The organism is Tenacibaculum sp. A30 (genome assembly GCF_051200845.1).
In the GTDB taxonomy this organism is placed as follows: domain Bacteria; phylum Bacteroidota; class Bacteroidia; order Flavobacteriales; family Flavobacteriaceae; genus Polaribacter.
In genome coordinates, this window is sequence record NZ_CP195160.1 from 1,760,148 (window position 1) to 1,779,326 (window position 19,179).

A 19,179-nucleotide genomic window follows, 5' to 3' on the forward strand; every position below is an offset into this window, starting at 1 on the left:
ATTAATAAACAAAGTAATGAAATCAATTACAATCAAAGGATCTCAAAGAGAAAGCGTAGGTAAAAAAGCAACAAAAGCCTTACGTAATGCTGGAAAGGTTCCTTGCGTATTATACGGAGGAGACAAGCCTGTTCACTTTTCAGCAGATGAAAAAGCGTTCAAATCGTTAATCTATACTCCAGAAGTATTTACTGCTACGATTGAATTAGAAGGTGCTACTTATAGCGCTGTATTACAAGATATACAATTTCACCCAGTAAGTGATGAAATTTTACACATCGACTTCTATCAATTATTTGATGATAAAGCTGTAACTATGGAAATTCCTGTACGTTTAGTAGGAAAATCTAAAGGTGTTATGGTAGGGGGTGCATTACGTCACAACTTACGTAAATTAAAAGTAAAAGCTTTACCAGCTAACTTGCCAGATTTTATCGAAGCTGATATTACTGAGTTAGAAATTGGTAACAAGTTATATGTAACTAAGTTACAAAACGATAACTACGCAATTTTACACCCAGATAACACAGTGGTTGCTCAAGTTCGTATGTCTCGTAACGCGGCAAAAGCAGCAGCTGAAGCTGAAAAGAAATAAGACTTACCTCGTTAAGTTTTTAAAAAGCGTTACCAAGTGTAGCGCTTTTTTTTATTTTTGACACATGATTTTTAATACCCTTTGGAAAAGATTATTTGGTTTTTCTAAAACACATTCAACAGCTACAGAAAACGGTACAATGAAGAAATTTTTAATAGTAGGTTTAGGTAATATTGGTGAAAAATATGACAACACACGTCATAATATTGGTTTTAAAATAGTAGATGCTTTCGTAAAAGAATATGATGGGTCTTTTGAAACTGAAAAGCTAGGTGATATTGCTAAACTTAAAATTAAAGGAAAAACAGTTATTGTTTTAAAACCAAACACTTATATGAATTTAAGTGGAAAAGCGGTTAAATTTTGGATGCAAAAAGAAAACATTCAAGTTGAAAACTTACTGATTATTACCGATGATTTAAATATCGACTTCGGAAAGATTCGTATAAAAGGAAAAGGTAGTTCTGGTGGTCATAACGGATTGAAGGACATCCAAGACAAGTTTAACACAGGTGCTTATCCACGTTTTCGCTTTGGGGTTGGTGCTGACTACTCTAAAGGAAGACAAGTTGATTACGTGCTAGGGAAATGGTCTTCTGAAGAAGAAAGCGCCATGATTGAACGCATTCCAACTTCTGTTAATGCTATTACCTCATTTATCAATGCAGGATTATCAAATACAATGAATGAATTTAACGGAAAGTAGTCTGTGAGTTTGTAGTTCATTGAAGAATTAATACATTCATTCCTTAAATCAATAACTCATAAGAGCATTTCCTCATTAAATCACTAAACCACTAACCAATTAACTCATTCGCTAATTATCCGAAGCATACCACTCTGCAAAACTAGTTTCTGTTTCCTGTAACTTAATTGCATGTAGTTTAATATTTTCTGGTAAACGCGATTGGATTTTTTTAGCAAAATCAATCACCATCATTTCACTGGTTGGTTGATAATCTACCAAAATCACATGATGCCCTCTATCTTTTAACTCTTTGGCTAATTCAATATGAGGTGTGTTTTTATTGAATACTGTTGCATGGTCAAACACATCAACAATTTCTTCTTTTACGATTTTTTTTAGGTCTCCAAAATCGATAACCATACCGTATTTAACATTACTCGTATCAGTAATTGGAGAACCAATCACAGTAACAGAAAGCTTATAGCTATGTCCGTGAACATTTTTACATTTTCCGTCATAACCATATAAAGCATGTCCAGTTTCAAAATTAAACTGCTTTGTAATTCTAATCTTGCTCATAAGTTTTCTACTTTAAAAGAAGTTATAAAAGATTACTTATCATTAGTTGTCTTAAGCAACAACTGAAAAATTCGTAAAACATTATTTTCTTTTAAATTTCTTGTTTGCTCTGAATTTGTTAAAGAAATACACTACTGCTACACCTGCTGCTAAAATGGCAAATAAATAATCTCCGCCCATACTATTTTGTTTTTATTCGCCGAAAGTACGAATTTGTTTTACAACTTTTGTTAATATCCACACAAAACCTACTGAAACTACAGCTCCTATAAATACCGCTAATAAAGGATTCTGTGCTATCCATTGTCCTACTTCATAACCAATTTCATATCCTGCATTGTAAGCTGCAGAACCTTTTTCTTCTTGTATTAAAAACATAGCTTATTTTCTAAATTTTTCTAATGCCTTTTTGGTAAACTCAGACAAAACTAACTTACCTGATGTCTCAGCTCTTTCTATTAACAGCTCTTCCCAGTGCTCGGTTCCTTTCCATAAAGCTTTTTTCATTTCTGCTAATGCTTCTGGATTGTATGATGCTAATTTTTCTGATAAAATTTCTACTTCTTTATCCAACTCCCCTTGTGTTTCAAAAACACGTGCATACAACCCTTTTTCTTTAGCCCAGTAAGCATTTTTCCAACTCGTAGCATCTAAGGTTAATTCTGCTAATCCACTAACGCTTATTTTACGCTCTACGGCTGGCGCAATTACAAACGGACCAATACCTATTGTAAATTCAGAAAGTTTAATAGAAGCGTGTTCTGTAGCCAATACGTAGTCGCAAGCTGCTGCTAATCCAACTCCACCTCCAACTGTTTTTCCTTGTACTCTACCTATGATTAGTTTTGAACATCTGCGCATAGCGTTGATTACATTCGCAAACCCTGAGAAAAAAGCTTTTCCACCTTCTAAGTTATCAATCGATACCAATTCGTCAAAAGATGCACCAGCACAAAAAGCTCGTTCCCCTTCTGATTTTAATACAATTACCGAAACCTCATCATTAGTTGAAAGTTTATCAAATTCGTTTGCTAAACGTTCTAACAATACACTTGGAAAAGAGTTACTTGCTGGGTGTCCAAATTCTACCGTTGCAATCTTGTTTTCTATATGGGTGTATAAACTTCCGTTTTCTCTAGTTGTAATCATTTGTTTTTCTTGTTTCTTCAAAATTACATTTTTTGAGCTAGGGGTAAAAACTTTCTTCTAAACTTAACAATTAATGGAGTACCTCTCGCAATCATCCATAAGAAAAAAGCTATCCAAATAGCATAGAGTTTATACCCAAGAGAGTCAAAATATAACAATGTAGGAACAAACACTAATCCTGTTGCTAATAACAAAACATTTCGTAGAAATTTCATTTCTCCCATTCCTTTAAAAATTCCGTCATAAATAAAAGCGATAGAACATATAGGTTGCATGATTAAAATAATCCAAAAGGTATTGTAAAACTGCTCTAAAACCTCTGGTTCTTTAGTGAATACTTTTCCTATAAATTGATATAAAACAAACCCCACAACGGCTAATAATAATCCAAAGAGGAATCCGTAAGTAATTAATCTATTTCCTAAAGTTACCAATGTTTTATAAGCTTTAGCACCCAATAATTTACCTGATAAAATATTTCCTGCAGAAGAATATCCATCAATCATAAAAGCCCCCATAAGCCATAAATTGAACCCGATGGTATAAGCTGCAATGTAAGCATCTCCATAGTCAGTAGCATAAGAAGTTCCAAAGTACAATGCAACATTTAGTGCTATCGTTCTTACGAAAAGATTCAACACCATTACTATGAATTTTGGAGTTTCAGTATTAAATGGCAAGCTGAATTTTAACGGAATATCCGTCTTTTTTAATAACAATACTGCCGATATTAATGCCATAATAATTTGTGCAATAACACTAGCATACGCTGCTCCTTGAATATACATTGCAGGAATATAGCCTTCTATTCCATAGACCAACACAACATCTAACACAATATTGATAACCGTACCTATTAAAGCAATCACCATTGGATAATAGGTGTTTTGCAAACCTCTAAATGTACCAAAGATTGCAATGGTAAAAAGGGTAAACGGAAATCCGAATACACGAATTTTATAATACTCTACCGAATAATCTAAAATGGTTCCAGAAGCATTGTAGAGCTCAAAAATTTCTTTCGCAAACGGGTAACTCAATCCTAGAATAAGAGCGCTTACCCCTAATACAATAACAATGGCTTGTGCAGGTAGATTTTTAATTTCCTCAAGCTTATTAGCTCCTAAATATTGAGAAACGATGGAAGAAATTCCGCTACGTGTTTGCCCAAAAACCCAAATTAACATAGAAAGAAAAGCGCCCACAATACCTATTGCAGCAATACTTTCGGTAGCATTGTGTTCAATATTACCCACAATCGCTAAATCAGTCGTAGAAAGTAAAGGTTCTGCAACTCCTGCTACCAATGCAGGAAAGGCTAGTTTATTGATATGTTTAAAGCTGATGTCGTGTTGCAAAACGTTTATTTTTTTGTCAACATTCGTTTAATTTCATTCAACTTCATCAAGGCTTCAATTGGTGTCAACGTATCAATATTCGTGGTTAAAATTTCTTCTCGAATGTCTTCTAACAAAGGATCGTCTAACTGAAAAAAGCTCATTTGCATATCTTCATGTTGTGCTTCTTTCAAGGTTTCTTTTACCTCTTGATGCTTATGACTTTCTTCTAACTCCTTTAATATTTTTTGCGCTCTGTGAATTACCATATTCGGCATACCCGCCAACTTCGCTACATGAATACCAAAACTGTGGTCACTTCCTCCTTTTACCAACTTACGCAAGAAAATAATGCTGTGATCTAATTCTTTAACTGATACATTAAAATTCTTGATACGCTCAAAGGTCGTAGTCATTTCATTCAATTCGTGATAGTGCGTCGCAAACAACGTTTTTGCTTTTGACGGATGCTCATGCAAATACTCAGCAATTGCCCAAGCAATCGAAATTCCATCATAAGTAGAAGTTCCTCGTCCAATTTCATCCAACAATACCAAACTACGATCAGAAATGTTATTTAAGATAGACGCCGTTTCGTTCATTTCTACCATAAATGTCGATTCTCCCATCGAAATATTATCACTAGCCCCTACTCTGGTAAAAATCTTATCTACAATTCCTATTCGGGCATTTTGTGCGGGTACATAACTTCCCATCTGCGCTAATAACACAATCAATGCAGTTTGACGTAAAATAGCCGACTTACCCGACATGTTTGGACCCGTAATCATAATAATTTGTTGCTGATTACAGTTCAACACAACATCGTTAGCAATATATTCTTCGCCAATAGGTAGTTGTTTTTCAATAACTGGATGACGTCCATTTTTGATTTCAATATCGGTACTTTTATCCAATAGCGGACGCACGTAGTTATTCTCCATCGCCAACGTAGCAAACGACAATAATGCATCTATCTTTGCTATACTCTGTGCATTTTGTTGTACAGGTTGCACAAAACTGATAATGTACTGTACTAATTTGGCAAAAATCTCCGTTTCTAACTGCTGAATTTTTTCTTCTGCTCCTAAAATTTTTGCTTCGTATTCTTTTAACTCTTCCGTAATATAACGCTCCGCATTTACCAAGGTTTGTTTACGAATCCATTCTTCAGGAACTTTATCTTTATGTGTATTTCTAACTTCAATATAATAACCGAATACATTGTTAAAAGCAATCTTTAAACTCGGAATTCCCGTTCTCTCTGTTTCACGAGCCAGCATACTATCTAAATACTCTTTTCCTGAGTTAGAAATGTTACGTAGTTCGTCTAACTCTTCAGAAACTCCGCCCGCAATCGCATTCCCTTTGTTGATATTTACAGGAGCATCTTCTAACACAGTCTCTGTAATTTTAGCGATTAACGCTTCACAAGTATTAATTTGCTCTCCCAATAACTTAACGGCAGCATTTTCGCTTTTCTCTGCGGAAACTTTTATAGGAAGGATCGCTTTTAGCGAGTTTTTCAGCAAGACAACTTCTCTTGGAGACACTTTCCCCGTAGCCACTTTCGATATCAATCGTTCGATATCGGAGATTTGTTTCAATTGGTAGCTTACCGTTTCAAAAAAAGCATCATTATCAATTAGGTACTTTACCAATTCATGTCGCTGCTGAATCTGCTCTAAATCTTTTAATGGAAGTGCTAACCAACGTTTTAACAAACGTCCTCCCATCGGAGAAATCGTTTTGTCAATCACATTTAATAGTGAGACAGAGTTCACCGAATTACCACCGTATAATTCTAAGTTTTTTACGGTAAAACGATCCATCCACACATAATTATCTTCGGCAATTCTGCTAATAGACTGTATGTGTTCAATTTTGTTGTGCTGAGTTTCTGATAGGTAATACATCGCAGCACCACCGGCTACAATTCCATATTCCAGCTCCTGAACTCCAAACCCTTTTAGGTTTTTTACTTTAAAATGATTTCGAAGTAATTCATCTCCATAGTCTTTTTGAAACACCCAATCCTCCAAGTAAAAAGTATGAAAACGGTTAGTAAAAACCTCTAAAAAGCGTTGTTTGTGCTTTTTTTCAACCAATACCTCACTTGGTGTAAAGTTTTGCAAGAGTTTATCGATATATTCTTCGTTCCCTTGAGCGATGAGAAATTCTCCAGTAGAAACATCTAAAAAAGAAACTCCTAACAATTTTTTCCCAAAATGAACAGCTGCTAAAAAGTTGTTCGATTTCGATTGTAACACCTCATCATTCAAAGCAACTCCTGGTGTTACCAACTCCGTAACTCCTCTTTTTACAATCGTTTTGGTCATTTTTGGATCTTCCAACTGATCGCAAATTGCCACACGTAACCCAGATTTTACCAACTTGGGTAAATAGGTGTTTAAAGAGTGATGTGGAAAACCTGCCAAGGCCGTTTCGCTTTCACTACCGCTTCCTCTTTTGGTTAAAATAATTCCTAAAACTTTAGATGCTTTTATAGCATCTTCTCCAAAGGTTTCATAAAAATCGCCTACTCTAAATAACAACATAGCATCCGGATATTTTGCTTTAATTCCGTTATACTGTTGCATTAATGGAGTTACCTTTTTTGCCTTTGTTTTTGCCAAGTTTGTGGGTTTTTTGGGTTAGTTTTGCGAAGATATTAAACATCTTCATTTTTTAACTCTTTACGAGAAGCAATTTAGCAGTTTTTTATTAAAGAAATGTTAACAAAAACTCAGGGTTTTCCCTAATGCAAACTAAAAACAAATAGGGAAACCCCTTATTGCAAAAAATAATAAGCTCTTCTATATTTGCCTCGAATTACATGTATAAAAACAACCTTGTAATTCACACTCATGCATGAAAAAGGAGGTAAAACAGAAAACCCTACACAACAGAGTATGCTATGAATCATTTAAAAAATTTATAAAAATGAAAAGAATTAAAAATTTATTTCAAGTATTTTTAATCACTTTAGGAGTGTTATTTCAGTCTTGTGAAAAAGAAAATGTTACTGAAGAACATCAATACTCATATATCTCTAAAACAGTTAACCTTAACGAGATGTTATCTGATGATTTTAAAGCTAAAAGAAAGGGAGGTGAGGTGGATTATGACATGCAAGTTTCCTCAGAGTTTAAAACTAATTTCTTTATACCTAAAGAACTTAAAGACATTGAAGAGTTAAAGTTACTTATAAAAAGTAACCTTAATAAAATTGATGGAGTGTTGTATTACAAAATAAATGGCGAAATCGTAGATGAAATTTTCATAAAAAGCGGAGAGTTTTTTGAGAATGAAATTAATAATTTAGAGGAAAAGAGCAGGAAAAATGGATGTTCTTTTGATGGAATAAGATCATGTGCTAGCAACAGTATGCGTTCAGGAACTAGGGTATCAAGAATTATTTGTGCATTTGCTTTTTATGAATGTTATGCTGAAGCTGTGGCAAGTTGTATTGAGATTAATTGTATTTAAAATAAAACGAAGAAAAAAGATGAACTATTACACTTTAGCATTTAAAAAAATGTTTGATTTTAAAGGAAGAGCAACTATTAATGAGTTTTGGTACTTTTTTTTAACAAATATTTTACTATTTATGGTATTAGGTTTTTTAAGAAGACCTTTAGACTTGCCACTTGTATTAGGAGATGTTTTAAGAGTAGTACTTATTATACCTACTTTGGCTTTGGGCTTTAGAAGATTAAACGATGCAGGGTTTAACCGTTGGTTGTTTTTAATTCCTATGATTAATTTATTACTGGCTGGTTTTCCATCAAAAGAAAATTAATAATCCCTTTATTAAATAAAAATAGACACTATACAAGTGTCTATTTTTATTATTTTTATCGTTTTAATAATTTAATGTAAAGGAGGATATTAGATTCCGTTTACATTAAATATATCATATTATATGCGTAAACTTAAAAACAGCGAACTAGGTAGAAAAACAGTTGAAGAGTTTAAACAAACGAACAAAACTCCCATCATTGTAGTATTGGATAATATTCGTAGTTTGAATAATGTAGGTTCTGTTTTTAGAACTTCGGATGCTTTTTTAATTGAAAAAATTTATTTGTGTGGTATTACAGCAACGCCGCCTAATAAAGAAATTCACAAAACTGCTTTAGGTGCTACTGAATCGGTAGATTGGGAATATGTTGAAAGCACCATCGATTTGGTTGAAAAACTACAAACTGAAAATGTAAAAGTTTTAAGTATTGAACAAGCTGAAAACAGTACGATGCTAGATACTTTTACTCCTGAAACTAACCAAAAATACGCAGTAGTATTTGGTAACGAAGTTAAAGGTGTACAGCAAGCCGTGGTTTCTGCTTCTGATATGTATATTGAAATACCGCAGTTAGGTACCAAACATTCCTTAAACATATCGGTAAGTTGTGGTGTGGTTTTATGGGATCTGTTTACAAAAATGCGTTAAAGTCTTATGTTTTTTTAGTTAAAAAGTATACTTTAGTACGCAATTGCACACAAGTATTTTTTTAACTTAAGAAAACCCGTAAATATGGAAAACAAAAACTTACAAAAAACAGCTATGAATTTAAGCCCTGATACCGTAGATAACCCTACAACTGGCGGTAACAACGGAGGGTCTACTGGTGGTGGTGATGGTGGAACTGGTAACGGAGATGATCCAAAATCACCTTGTTAAAAAAAAACCTGACACATTATACTAAAACCATCACTTTGTGATGGTTTTATCACTATGAGACTCTTATTTTCCCTTATTTTTTTCTTTGCTTCAACCTTTTTGTTTTGTCAAAATGAATCTGTAAATACTACTTCAAAGCAAGATTCTATAGTATTTGATAATACAATGGAAAAAGCATTGTCTTTTTTCAGAGAAAAGCAGCTCGATTCTTTTAAAAAATATACTGATCTCTCATCTAATTATAGTAAACAACCTAAAAGTTTAGAAAAAGTACATTTTTTTTTAGCTACTTACTATAAATATTCTAAAAAACCAGATAGTGCTTATTATCATTACCACCAATCTAAAAATATTTCACTTCAATTAGGAGATAGTATTACAACTGGCAAAAGACTATATAACATTGCTCTTTTATTACTTAACGAGAACAATATACTTGCAAGTGAAATTGCCTATATTTCAGCTTTAAAAAACTTAGAAAAAACAAACTTTCACACCATAAAATATTATATATATAATAATTTAGGCCTCATAGCTAAAGAGAGAGAGAGGAATTACAAGAAGCTTTGAAATATTTTGACTTAAGTTTACAAGAATTAAAAAAAGATTCAATTAAAAACTACAATTTACGGCTTAACACCTTCAACAACAAAGGACTTCTATACCAACACTTTAACCAACATCAAAAAGCTATTACATATTTCATGCAAGGGCTAAACAAAGATAGTATCGAGCAGAAATACCCAACCCAATATGCTTTATTATTAGAAAATTTAACTTATAGTAATTATTCATTAGGTAATAAGGAGAAAGTATTAGAACAATACAATGAAGTTTTATCTATTAGAAAAAAACTTCATAACTACAGTGGTATGAGTACAACCCATATAAACTTATCTAATTACTTCAAGGATCTTAACCTTACAAAAAAAGCTTTATTTCACTCTAATGAAGCCTTAAAATATGCAAAGCAAACTCATAATAATAAACGTTGGCTAGAAGCTTTAAAAAACTTAGCTAACTTAACCAAAGGAGAACAATCAAAACAATATTTGCAAGAATATATAACTTTAAATGATAGTTTATTTCAAAAAGAAAGGCAGTTAAAAAATCAGTTTGCTAAAATTAGATACGAAACCGATAAAAAAGAAAAAGAAAATGTTGTTTTAAAAACAGAAAACCAACAAAAGCAAGCAGAAATTACTTATCAAAAACAACAAAAAACCATTGGTTGGCTTGTTGCTTTAAGTGGCCTTTTATTTTCTGGTTTTAGTGTGTTGTTTTACTTTCAACGTAAACGAAAAATATTGTATCAAGCGCAATTACAAAAAGTAGAAGCAAGAGAACACGAACGTCAACAAATTGCTAAATCTTTGCATGACGAAGTAGCTGGGGATTTACGTTTACTACATCAAAAGTTAGAAAAATCAAACCTATTAGAAGAAGCTGTAAAGCTAAATTCAGTAAAAGAGAACGTTCGTAATTTGTCGCATCAATTAAGTAGTATCAGTTTCGATAAAGTGTCTTTTAAAGATCAAATTATCAATTTAGTAAGCGATTATTTTGAGTTAGATTTTAAAATAAAAGTCTACGGTATACAAGATTACGACTGGACTTCCATTGACAATTCTATAAAACGATTACTCTATTTAAGCACTCGTGAAAGCATACAAAACTGTAAAAAATATGCTAAGGCAAGTACTATAACTATCGATTTCTCAGTACACAAAAAATATGTACATTTGAATATTACTGATAACGGTGTTGGTTTTAATACCGAAGTCAGTAAAAAAGGGATTGGTTTACAAAACCTACAAGACCGCGTTGAAGAGTTAAACGGAACGTTAACCATAACTAGTGAAGTAGGTAAAGGAACCCAAACCCATATTCAAATCCCCTTCCATGTCTAAGAAAACGAAAATTCTTTTAGTTGACGACCATCAATTAATTATTGAAGGTATTCTTTCTTGTTTAAAGAATATAGATGGTCTAGAAATTGAAACAGCTAATTCTTGTGATGAAGCTTTTTCAAAAATAAAATCGAACTTACAAACAAGTCCTTTTCATCTTATTTTTACCGATTTAAGTTTCGATAATCAGAGTCAAAACAACACTTTTATTGATGGTGAAGCGTTGATAAAAGCAATTCAAGAAGAAGAAATTCCTATCAAGATTGGTGTAATAACAGGACACTCTGAAACAAACAGAGTTTTTAATATAATTAAAAACTTAAATCCTTTAGCCTATATTTTAAAAGGAAATTGTAGTGTCGATGAACTAACGTTTGCAATTCAAAAAATGCTTAAAGATGAGGTGTATTATACACATGAAATACACCAAAAATTGTTAAAAAGAGCCTTAATTGAAATCCAAATGGATGATATTGCCATTCAAATTTTAAAAGAACTTCCTAAGCATCCTAAAATTTCAAACTTAGAAGGACTTATAAAAAAGAACGATGGTTCGTTACTTAAAGTTAGATCTATAGAAAGCAAACTTTCAAAATTAAGAACTGATTTACAAGCAAATAACAACACAGATTTAGTTCTTAAAGCCAAAGAACTTGGTATTGTGGATTAAATTTTGCGGAAAAATACATTTCATTTTACGGTTTTCCCCTTTTGCTACCTAAAAGGAACCTATATTTTCGCAGGGAAATTCAAAACTTGCTGGGAGAATTTTGAAAAAGAAAAACGTAAAAGCTTTTAGTTGCCTAGAGGCTTTTTTTATTTTAACTAACTGATTTGCATAAATCTGCATTATTTTTTGCGGAAATCCCTTTTTTTTAAACAAATGATCTTTTTAATTTCGTGACATCTTTTTCCAAAATTGCATGGAAAAAAGACATTTAAGGGGAAAACTAACCTTCTAGAAAATCTAGGAGGTTTTTTTTGTTACTATAGGTAAAATTGTAAATTAGGCGTTTAATCATTTTACGTTTAAATGACCCACAAATATATTATTGCTTTAGATCAAGGAACCACAAGTTGTCGTACCGTAATTATTAATAATGAAGAAAAAATTGTTGCTAAAGTTCAACAAGAATTTCAACAATTATTTCCTCAATCAGGTTGGGTAGAGCACGATGCTACCAAAATCTTACAAACACAACTTTACACCCTGCAAAAAGCTATTCAACAAGCTAAAATTTCGCCTTCTGAAATTGCAGGGATCGGAATTACAAACCAAAGAGAAACTACTGTGGTTTGGAATAAAAACACAGGAAAACCTATTTACAACGCCATTGTTTGGCAAGATAAACGTACTGCTAATATTTGTGAACAATTAAAAGAAACGGGACTAGAAAACTATGTTAGAAAGACAACCGGATTAGTTATTGATAGTTATTTTTCTGCCACTAAAATTAACTGGATTTTAACTCATGTTGAAGGAGCTCAAGAAGAAGCAGAAAAAGGAAATTTACTCTTCGGAACTATTGATACCTGGTTACTATGGAATTTAACCAATGGCAAAGTACATGCTACCGATTACAGTAATGCTTCTCGTACTATGCTGTACGATATTAAAAACCTTTGTTGGGATAAAACACTTGTAAACGAATTGAACATTCCTTTTTCTATGTTACCTGAAGTAAAACCTTCTTCTTTTCACTTCGGAAATTATGAGTTGGACGGAATTCAAATTCCGATTGCTGGAATTGCTGGTGATCAGCAATCTGCGTTATTTGGACAAGCCTGTTTTAAGAAAGGAGAAGCTAAAAACACCTACGGAACTGGTTGCTTTATGTTAATGAATACAGGTGAAAATTTAGAATATTCTGAAAATGGTTTAATCTCTACCATTGCTTGGGGAATTAACGATAAAGTATATTACGCACTCGAAGGAAGTGTGTTTGTAGCTGGTTCTGCTATTCAATGGTTACGCGACGGTTTACAAATAATAAACAGTGCGGAAGAAAGCGAGTTGTTTGCTGAACAAGTTACTGATGAAAATCCTGTATATGTAGTTCCTGCTTTTGCTGGTTTGGGTGCTCCATACTGGGATATGTATGCTAGAGGAGCTGTTTTTGGATTAACTCGTGATACTGGAAAAAACCATTTAATTAAAGCCACACTGCAATCTTTAGCCTTTCAAACTAAAGATATTTTAGATGTAATGCAAAAAGACAGCCTTTTACCGCTCTCTTCTTTAAAAGTTGATGGTGGTGCTTGCGCTAATAATTTATTAATGCAGTTTCAGGCAGATATTTTAAATGTGACCGTAGAACGTCCTGAAGAAATAGAAACAACAGTGATGGGAGCTGCTTATTTAGCAGGAATCTGTGTGGGTTTATGGAAACAAGACGACATTATAAATAGAAGAAAAATAAATCAACAATTTATACCTTCTTTTACTAAAGAAAAAAGAGAACGATTGTACAAAAAATGGCAAAAAGCTGTTGAACGTACCAAAGATTGGGTTGACTAAAAAGTAATTCAATTTTTTAAAAAACTATGATGAATATGAAAAAGTTACTTTCTGTACAACGTATTACCTTCTTCTTAATACTCTCTTTTATACTTATCGCATTTGTGCCTTTTATACACTTCATAGATTATGATGCGAAAGATGATCGTTTTGGTTTATGGCCTTTAATTGCTATAGCAATTATTTTAATCGGTTTGTTCATTTTACTTATCGATTATATTCTATTTAAAATCATTAAGGACAAAGTCTTATTAAATCTCATTGAAGTAATATTGTTACTTATAATACTCTCTTTCATATGGTCTAATTAAGTAAGGTTAATTAAGTTTTATCTTACTGTAGCCTTACCGTTTATTTTCAAAATCCTGATAAATATCATGTTTTAATTTCGCTTTTCCCTATATTTTTGAGAAAACAAAGAACAAGGAAAAAATGACACAATTACTAAATATTCCATTAGTATCTTGGACAAACGGAACCATTATGATGATAATTTTCGGGTTTGTTTGTGTAGGATTGGTTGCCGCTCTTTTAATTCTAATTAACAGTGGCAAGAAAAAAGACAGTTAAATTATTTGTAACAAATAATACTTTAAAATAATTGCATTGAAAAAGACGAAGGTCTTTTGAAAACCCGTAAAGTGGGTAAACTTTAGTTTTAATAGTTGATTGAAGAAGCACTCTATAATAATGTGTTAGTGGTTTAACGTTTGAGTGCTTCTTCTTCTTTTTTTATTTAAAAGCATTTAACCCGGTAATATCTAACCCCGTAATTAATAAGTGTATATCGTGAGTTCCTTCGTAGGTAATTACACTTTCTAAATTCATTGAATGTCTCATTATTGAATATTCTCCTGTAATTCCCATACCTCCTAACATTTGACGCGCTTCTCTGGCAATATTAATAGCCATATCTACATTATTACGCTTCGCCATAGATATTTGTGCTGAGGTAGCTTTCCCCTCGTTACGAAGCACACCTAGCCTCCAAGCTAATAATTGTGCTTTCGTTATTTCAGTAATCATTTCAGCTAATTTCTTTTGTTGCAGTTGAAATTGTGCAATTGGCTTACCAAACTGAGTACGTTCTTTCGTATAACGTAACGCTGTGTCGTAACAATCCATCGCAGCACCAATAGCACCCCAAGCAATTCCGTAACGAGCAGAATCTAAACATCCTAACGGAGCTCCTAAACCAGATTTGTTTGGCAACAAGTTTTCTTTAGGAACTTTTACGTTATCAAAAATTAGCTCTCCAGTAGCAGAAGCTCTTAACGACCATTTGTTATGTGTTTCTGGAGTTGTAAAACCTTCCATACCGCGCTCAACAATTAATCCATGAATACGTCCTTCTTCATTTTTAGCCCATACTACAGCTACTTGTGCAAACGGTGCGTTAGAAATCCACATTTTTGCTCCGTTCAATAAATAATGGTCTCCCATATCTTTGAACTTAGTTTCCATTCCTCCCGGATTACTTCCATGGTTTGGTTCTGTTAAACCAAAACACCCCATCCATTCTCCAGATGCTAATTTTGGTAAGTATTTTTTACGTTGCTCTTCATTTCCGTATTTATAAATTGGATACATAACCAATGAAGATTGAACAGAGGCAGTAGATCGCACTCCCGAATCTCCTCTTTCAATTTCTTGCATAATTAAACCATATGAAATTTGATCTAATCCTGCTCCTCCATACTCTTCAGGAATATAAGGTCCAAATGCCCCAATTTCTGCTAACCCTCCAATTATTTGCTTAGGAAACTCTGCTCGTTGTGCGTATTCTTCAATAATAGGAGAAACTTCACGTTTTACCCATTCTCTAGAAGCGTCTCTAACAAGCTTATGTTCTTCAGTTAATAAATCATCAATGTTATAATAATCTGGAGCTTGAAATAAATCCATAGTTAGTCGAGTTTTAGAATTCTTTCAAATGTAATTAAAAAAATGATTTTTTTCTAGGGTTTCCGTATGTTTGTACCGATGAGATTTACTTTAGGAAAAGAGGAACGGTTAAAGAGTAAAAAGCTGATAGGTAGGCTTTACGAAGAAGGAAAAATAATTAAAGTTTTTCCGCTTCGAATGGTGTATATACAAGCCGAACACACCTCTAAATTTCCTGCACAAGTAGGAGTTTCTGTTCCGAAACGGAATTTTAAAAAAGCAGTAGACAGAAACCGGATTAAACGTTTATTACGAGAAACTTACCGAAAAGAAAAACATACAATTTATGAGGCTGTAGATAAACAATATGTGTTTATGATTTCTTATCTTGCAAGAGATGAATGGAAATATGCTGATATTGAGCATAAAATGAAGAAATTATTAACACAGTTTATTACAGAAATTACTCAAGATGAAAAATAGAACAGCACTTATTTTAGGTTCCCTCATTATCATCTCTCTTTTCTTTTCTTTTCAATCTCGTTTTTTTGAGATCGCTAAACAAATTGAAATTTATAACAACCTTTTTAAGGAATTAAACATCAATTATATTGATGAAATTAATCCTGGTGATCTTACTGATAAAGCAATAAAAAATACGCTTCAAAACTTAGATCCTTACACAAACTTCTTTAACGAACAAGATGTAGAAGATGCTCGTATTAGCCGTGAAGGTGAATATGGTGGTCTAGGGATTTCTACTTATACTATAAATAAAGGGATTGTTATTTCTGAAGTATACAAAGGCTTTTCAGCTGATAAAGCAGGGTTAAAAGTAGGTGATATTATTACTACTGTAAACGACGTGGAGTTGTCTAGCACAGAAAGAAGCCAGTTTTCACAGATGTTGAAAGGAGTTCCTGGTAAAAAACTTTCTTTAAGAGTAAATAGAAACGGAGCAACAAAAAACATATTGGTAGAACTTGATAAAGTTATTTTAAATCCCGTTCCTTTTTATGACATGATTGATGCTGAAACCGGATACATTGTTTTAACACGATTTATAAGTCAAAAAGCAACAGAAGGTGTTGTAAACGCTTTTGCCGACCTTAAAAAAAGAGGAATGACAAAACTTGTGTTTGATTTACGATACAACCCTGGTGGATCTTTATACGACGCTGTTAATATTACAAACCTTTTTATACCTAAGGGATTAAAAGTTGTAGACACTCGTGGTAAAAGTCAAAAAAATAGTAGAACTTATAAAACTAACAAAGATCCGCTAGATGCCAATATTCCTATTGTAGTGTTGATAAATGGTCGTTCAGCCTCAGCTTCAGAAATTGTTTCAGGAGCTTTACAAGATTATGACCGAGCAGTAATTATGGGAGAACGTTCTTTTGGAAAAGGCTTAGTTCAGCGTTACTTTGATTTAAGTTACGGAACTCAAATGAAAATTACTATTTCTAAATACTATACTCCTAGTGGGCGTTGTATTCAAGAATTAGATTACGCCAATAGAGACCCTAAAACAGGAAAAGTGCCTAAGTTTTCAGATACTACTCTTAATGAATTTACTACTAAAAACGGAAGAAAAGTATACGATGGTGGTGGTGTAACGCCAGATATTGTTAGTGACTTTTCTAAAAAAACAGAAGAAACTGATGAATTACTTAAATCAAGAGCCATCTTTAATTTTGTAACCGATTTCACTTATCAAAATCCTAATTTATCTGCCGAAAACTACACGTTTACATCTAAGGATTTTAATAGCTTTAAAGAATATTTACTTCGTAAGGACACCGCTTTTGTTTCTAACGAAGAAAGGTTATTTCAGTCTGCATACAAGTCGGTAGAAAACAATAAAATTATTACTCCAGAATATACTACAATCATTCAACAACTAAAAGCTATAAAGGTTGCAAAGATTGTAGAAAATCAAGATTTGCTTTCAAAGGAAATTGAAAATGAAATAGTTGAGCGCTACACCTACAAAGAAGGAATGTATAAACATTTATTTAAAAATGATATCACTATTAAAAATGCTGTTACGCTGTTAAACGATACCAAAAAGTACAACAGTATTTTAGAAAAATAGCTTCCAGAATATAATTTGTATATTTGCACTTTAAAAACATATGTCAAAACCTATCCAAAAAGAACGTACAAGAGCACACGAATCTACAAGCGCTATTGAGCGTTTATACATCTCAATGCGACACCTCTTTAGTCGTGGTTTTTATAAACCGATGGGAGTTTCAGGTGAAACTTTACGTAAATCACTTTTATCATTACGCCCAGAAATTTATGGGTCGATTGCTGAAGACAAAACCGAATTAAACGGATTGGTATACGTTATTGAACGTTTACCTGAAGGAATTGAAGAATGTCAATTTATTTACTTAACCGCCGACGAAGGCTATCGAAATTCTAAATTCAAAGCGATTGTACCTCCTAAAAGAAGGAGAAACTGCTATCGTATTGATAAAAACCAAATGAATATCGAAATTACGCGTGGTCGTTCAGAAATTTATGATATTCTAACACACTTGACATTTTTATTTATCGAGTCTCATAAAATAAAAGATCGTGTTGTAATTAACAATGGAGAAAGCTTCATTCGCGAATGGTTACTCTTAGAAGATATCGTACTACATAACAAAACTCTTACTGATGAAGAAAAAGATGTAATTGTAGTACATCTTGGTAACATTTTAGGAAGAACCTATGACGAAATTTATGACGCATACAACACCTTTTCTACAGAAGAAAACCCGAATAGATTTTTCCATTTAATTTACTGGTTAGGTAAGCTAGCCATTAACGAATCTTTATATGATCAAAAACGCTCTATAAAATTCAGTTCAGTGTTAACTGAAGAAATCGGTCATCATTATTACGGGGAATTATGGGCGAATAGTATCAAAAAAGTCTTGTTAGATAACGGACTAATAGAACGTCCTATCCATATCATCAGTGCAAACATGCACAGTGTAATGAATAGTATTTATGGTAAAAACGCATTACCTAAAGAAGCAAAAAAACACAAAGATTTTCAGTTATTTGAATTATTAAGTAACTCTAACAGTAGTGCTTTACAATCTGCTGTAAAAAATTATGCTTCGGAAAATGGGTTGATTTACATTAAAGATACTTCAGGAACCAATATCAATGTACAAGTTATTGACACTGATAAAGTTGATTTTGATACCAACTCTTTTAACAAAGTAAATTCAGTTGGAGAAAAACCTGTAATTATCGTAATGGATTATGCCTTTGGTGAGCAAGCTTTTGAAACCATGGATGAATTGTTAAAGCCTTATAAAACCGGAGGTAATACAATCCATTTAGATGTTCAATCGGTTTCTATCATGGGTAAAGCTGGTATTTTAGAAGGCGGAAAAGGAGATATCATGATTCCTTCTTCACATATTTTTGAAGGAACTGCTGATAATTATCCATTTAAAAATGAATTGTCAAAAAAAGATTTAGAAGGTTTTGGTGTTCAGGTTTTTGATGGAGCTATGATTACTGTATTAGGAACATCGCTTCAAAACAAAGACTTATTAAAATTCTTCCACGATTCTACTTGGAATGTAATTGGATTAGAAATGGAAGGCGCACACTACCAAAAAGCCATTCAATCTGCTTCAAAAATTAGAGGAAATATTTCAGAAAATGTAAAAGTACGTTATGCTTACTACGCTTCTGATAACCCGTTAGAAACTGGTGCAACACTGGCTTCTGGTGGACTTGGAATGAGCGGAGTAACACCAACTTACGCCATTACACAAAAAATACTTGAGCAAATTTTCTAGTCGTTGAACGACTATCA

20 protein-coding genes are annotated in these 19,179 nt (G+C 32.9%); 14 read left to right on the forward strand and 6 right to left on the reverse strand.

What is annotated here, in order from left to right; translation table 11 throughout:
- Positions 1-16: 16 nt before the first annotated feature.
- Both ACR9ES_RS08435 and pth read left to right on the forward strand, forming a co-directional pair.
- Entirely contained in the window at positions 17-595 is a 579-nt protein-coding gene (locus ACR9ES_RS08435) for a 50S ribosomal protein L25/general stress protein Ctc (RefSeq protein WP_274635197.1), read from the forward strand.
- Positions 596-734: 139 nt separating this feature from the next.
- Positions 735-1,301, forward strand: coding sequence for an aminoacyl-tRNA hydrolase (gene pth, locus ACR9ES_RS08440; protein WP_435255635.1), 567 nt, complete (start codon positions 735-737; stop codon positions 1,299-1,301).
- A 111-nt stretch (positions 1,302-1,412) separates the two neighbouring features.
- Here pth and ACR9ES_RS08445 read toward each other — a convergent pair whose 3' ends face one another.
- The 5 genes from ACR9ES_RS08445 to mutS form a co-directional block, all read right to left on the reverse strand.
- Positions 1,413-1,862 carry a 6-pyruvoyl trahydropterin synthase family protein gene (locus ACR9ES_RS08445; RefSeq protein WP_435253893.1) on the reverse strand — a complete coding sequence of 150 codons (450 nt, stop codon included), beginning with the start codon at positions 1,860-1,862 and terminating at the stop codon, positions 1,413-1,415.
- A gap of 192 nt (positions 1,863-2,054) precedes the next feature.
- The gene (locus tag ACR9ES_RS08450) at positions 2,055-2,240 is read right to left on the reverse strand and encodes a hypothetical protein (protein ID WP_435253894.1); all 186 of its coding nucleotides are present in this window, start codon (positions 2,238-2,240) and stop codon (positions 2,055-2,057) included.
- A gap of 3 nt (positions 2,241-2,243) precedes the next feature.
- Complete coding sequence (locus ACR9ES_RS08455) at positions 2,244-3,011, reverse strand: enoyl-CoA hydratase/isomerase family protein (RefSeq protein ID WP_435255636.1); 768 nt, start codon at positions 3,009-3,011, stop codon at positions 2,244-2,246.
- Between the two features lie 23 nt (positions 3,012-3,034).
- Complete coding sequence (locus ACR9ES_RS08460; protein ID WP_435253895.1) at positions 3,035-4,369, reverse strand: MATE family efflux transporter; 1,335 nt, start codon at positions 4,367-4,369, stop codon at positions 3,035-3,037.
- 5 nt (positions 4,370-4,374) lie between these two features.
- Complete coding sequence (mutS, locus tag ACR9ES_RS08465) at positions 4,375-6,984, reverse strand: DNA mismatch repair protein MutS (protein WP_435253896.1); 2,610 nt, start codon at positions 6,982-6,984, stop codon at positions 4,375-4,377.
- A 307-nt stretch (positions 6,985-7,291) separates the two neighbouring features.
- On the opposite strand from mutS, the gene ACR9ES_RS08470 reads away from it, so the two are divergent.
- The 9 genes from ACR9ES_RS08470 (at position 7,292) to ACR9ES_RS08510 (ending at position 14,030) form a co-directional block, all read left to right on the forward strand.
- Positions 7,292-7,837, forward strand: coding sequence for a hypothetical protein (locus ACR9ES_RS08470; RefSeq protein ID WP_435253897.1), 546 nt, complete (start codon positions 7,292-7,294; stop codon positions 7,835-7,837).
- A 19-nt stretch (positions 7,838-7,856) separates the two neighbouring features.
- On the forward strand, positions 7,857-8,150 hold the full coding sequence (locus tag ACR9ES_RS08475; RefSeq protein ID WP_435253898.1) for a DUF805 domain-containing protein: 294 nt from the start codon (positions 7,857-7,859) through the stop codon (positions 8,148-8,150).
- A gap of 123 nt (positions 8,151-8,273) precedes the next feature.
- Complete coding sequence (locus ACR9ES_RS08480) at positions 8,274-8,801, forward strand: RNA methyltransferase (RefSeq protein ID WP_435253899.1); 528 nt, start codon at positions 8,274-8,276, stop codon at positions 8,799-8,801.
- An 84-nt stretch (positions 8,802-8,885) separates the two neighbouring features.
- On the forward strand, positions 8,886-9,032 hold the full coding sequence (locus ACR9ES_RS08485; RefSeq protein ID WP_435253900.1) for a hypothetical protein: 147 nt from the start codon (positions 8,886-8,888) through the stop codon (positions 9,030-9,032).
- A gap of 165 nt (positions 9,033-9,197) precedes the next feature.
- Positions 9,198-9,602, forward strand: a complete 405-nt coding sequence (locus ACR9ES_RS08490; protein ID WP_435253901.1) for a hypothetical protein — start codon at positions 9,198-9,200, stop codon at positions 9,600-9,602.
- Positions 9,599-10,942, forward strand: a complete 1,344-nt coding sequence (locus ACR9ES_RS08495; protein ID WP_435253902.1) for a tetratricopeptide repeat-containing sensor histidine kinase — start codon at positions 9,599-9,601, stop codon at positions 10,940-10,942. The genes ACR9ES_RS08490 and ACR9ES_RS08495 overlap by 4 nt, the downstream gene beginning before the upstream one ends.
- Entirely contained in the window at positions 10,935-11,612 is a 678-nt protein-coding gene (locus ACR9ES_RS08500; protein WP_435253903.1) for a response regulator transcription factor, read from the forward strand. Before ACR9ES_RS08495 ends, ACR9ES_RS08500 begins: the two co-directional genes overlap by 8 nt.
- Positions 11,613-11,975: 363 nt before the next feature.
- Complete coding sequence (gene glpK, locus ACR9ES_RS08505) at positions 11,976-13,460, forward strand: glycerol kinase GlpK (RefSeq protein ID WP_435253904.1); 1,485 nt, start codon at positions 11,976-11,978, stop codon at positions 13,458-13,460.
- A 432-nt stretch (positions 13,461-13,892) separates the two neighbouring features.
- On the forward strand, positions 13,893-14,030 hold the full coding sequence (locus ACR9ES_RS08510; protein ID WP_274635109.1) for a hypothetical protein: 138 nt from the start codon (positions 13,893-13,895) through the stop codon (positions 14,028-14,030).
- A gap of 162 nt (positions 14,031-14,192) precedes the next feature.
- On the opposite strand, the gene ACR9ES_RS08515 is transcribed toward ACR9ES_RS08510, so the two are convergent.
- Positions 14,193-15,365, reverse strand: coding sequence for an acyl-CoA dehydrogenase family protein (locus ACR9ES_RS08515; RefSeq protein ID WP_274635110.1), 1,173 nt, complete (start codon positions 15,363-15,365; stop codon positions 14,193-14,195).
- A 78-nt stretch (positions 15,366-15,443) separates the two neighbouring features.
- Here ACR9ES_RS08515 and rnpA point away from each other — a divergent pair, with 78 nt between their 5' ends.
- From rnpA to ACR9ES_RS08530, 3 genes are read left to right on the forward strand one after another with little or no spacing between them, the layout of a single operon-like run.
- Positions 15,444-15,827, forward strand: coding sequence for a ribonuclease P protein component (gene rnpA, locus ACR9ES_RS08520; RefSeq protein WP_274635111.1), 384 nt, complete (start codon positions 15,444-15,446; stop codon positions 15,825-15,827).
- The gene (locus ACR9ES_RS08525; RefSeq protein ID WP_435253905.1) at positions 15,817-17,442 is read left to right on the forward strand and encodes a S41 family peptidase; all 1,626 of its coding nucleotides are present in this window, start codon (positions 15,817-15,819) and stop codon (positions 17,440-17,442) included. The genes rnpA and ACR9ES_RS08525 overlap by 11 nt, the downstream gene beginning before the upstream one ends.
- 40 nt (positions 17,443-17,482) lie before the next feature.
- Entirely contained in the window at positions 17,483-19,162 is a 1,680-nt protein-coding gene (locus tag ACR9ES_RS08530) for a DUF6909 family protein (protein ID WP_435253906.1), read from the forward strand.
- Positions 19,163-19,179: the final 17 nt, after the last annotated feature.

Coding starts and splice junctions, on each gene's coding strand:
- ACR9ES_RS08435 (WP_274635197.1), top strand. CDS start 17: ATGAAATCAATTACAATCAAAGGATCTCAAAGAGAAAGCGTAGGTAAA.
- pth (WP_435255635.1), top strand. CDS start 735: ATGAAGAAATTTTTAATAGTAGGTTTAGGTAATATTGGTGAAAAATAT.
- ACR9ES_RS08445 (WP_435253893.1), bottom strand. CDS start 1,862: ATGAGCAAGATTAGAATTACAAAGCAGTTTAATTTTGAAACTGGACAT.
- ACR9ES_RS08450 (WP_435253894.1), bottom strand. CDS start 2,240: ATGTTTTTAATACAAGAAGAAAAAGGTTCTGCAGCTTACAATGCAGGA.
- ACR9ES_RS08455 (WP_435255636.1), bottom strand. CDS start 3,011: ATGATTACAACTAGAGAAAACGGAAGTTTATACACCCATATAGAAAAC.
- ACR9ES_RS08470 (WP_435253897.1), top strand. CDS start 7,292: ATGAAAAGAATTAAAAATTTATTTCAAGTATTTTTAATCACTTTAGGA.
- ACR9ES_RS08475 (WP_435253898.1), top strand. CDS start 7,857: ATGAACTATTACACTTTAGCATTTAAAAAAATGTTTGATTTTAAAGGA.
- ACR9ES_RS08480 (WP_435253899.1), top strand. CDS start 8,274: ATGCGTAAACTTAAAAACAGCGAACTAGGTAGAAAAACAGTTGAAGAG.
- ACR9ES_RS08485 (WP_435253900.1), top strand. CDS start 8,886: ATGGAAAACAAAAACTTACAAAAAACAGCTATGAATTTAAGCCCTGAT.
- ACR9ES_RS08490 (WP_435253901.1), top strand. CDS start 9,198: ATGGAAAAAGCATTGTCTTTTTTCAGAGAAAAGCAGCTCGATTCTTTT.
- ACR9ES_RS08500 (WP_435253903.1), top strand. CDS start 10,935: ATGTCTAAGAAAACGAAAATTCTTTTAGTTGACGACCATCAATTAATT.
- glpK (WP_435253904.1), top strand. CDS start 11,976: ATGACCCACAAATATATTATTGCTTTAGATCAAGGAACCACAAGTTGT.
- ACR9ES_RS08510 (WP_274635109.1), top strand. CDS start 13,893: ATGACACAATTACTAAATATTCCATTAGTATCTTGGACAAACGGAACC.
- ACR9ES_RS08515 (WP_274635110.1), bottom strand. CDS start 15,365: ATGGATTTATTTCAAGCTCCAGATTATTATAACATTGATGATTTATTA.
- rnpA (WP_274635111.1), top strand. CDS start 15,444: ATGAGATTTACTTTAGGAAAAGAGGAACGGTTAAAGAGTAAAAAGCTG.
- ACR9ES_RS08525 (WP_435253905.1), top strand. CDS start 15,817: ATGAAAAATAGAACAGCACTTATTTTAGGTTCCCTCATTATCATCTCT.
- ACR9ES_RS08530 (WP_435253906.1), top strand. CDS start 17,483: ATGTCAAAACCTATCCAAAAAGAACGTACAAGAGCACACGAATCTACA.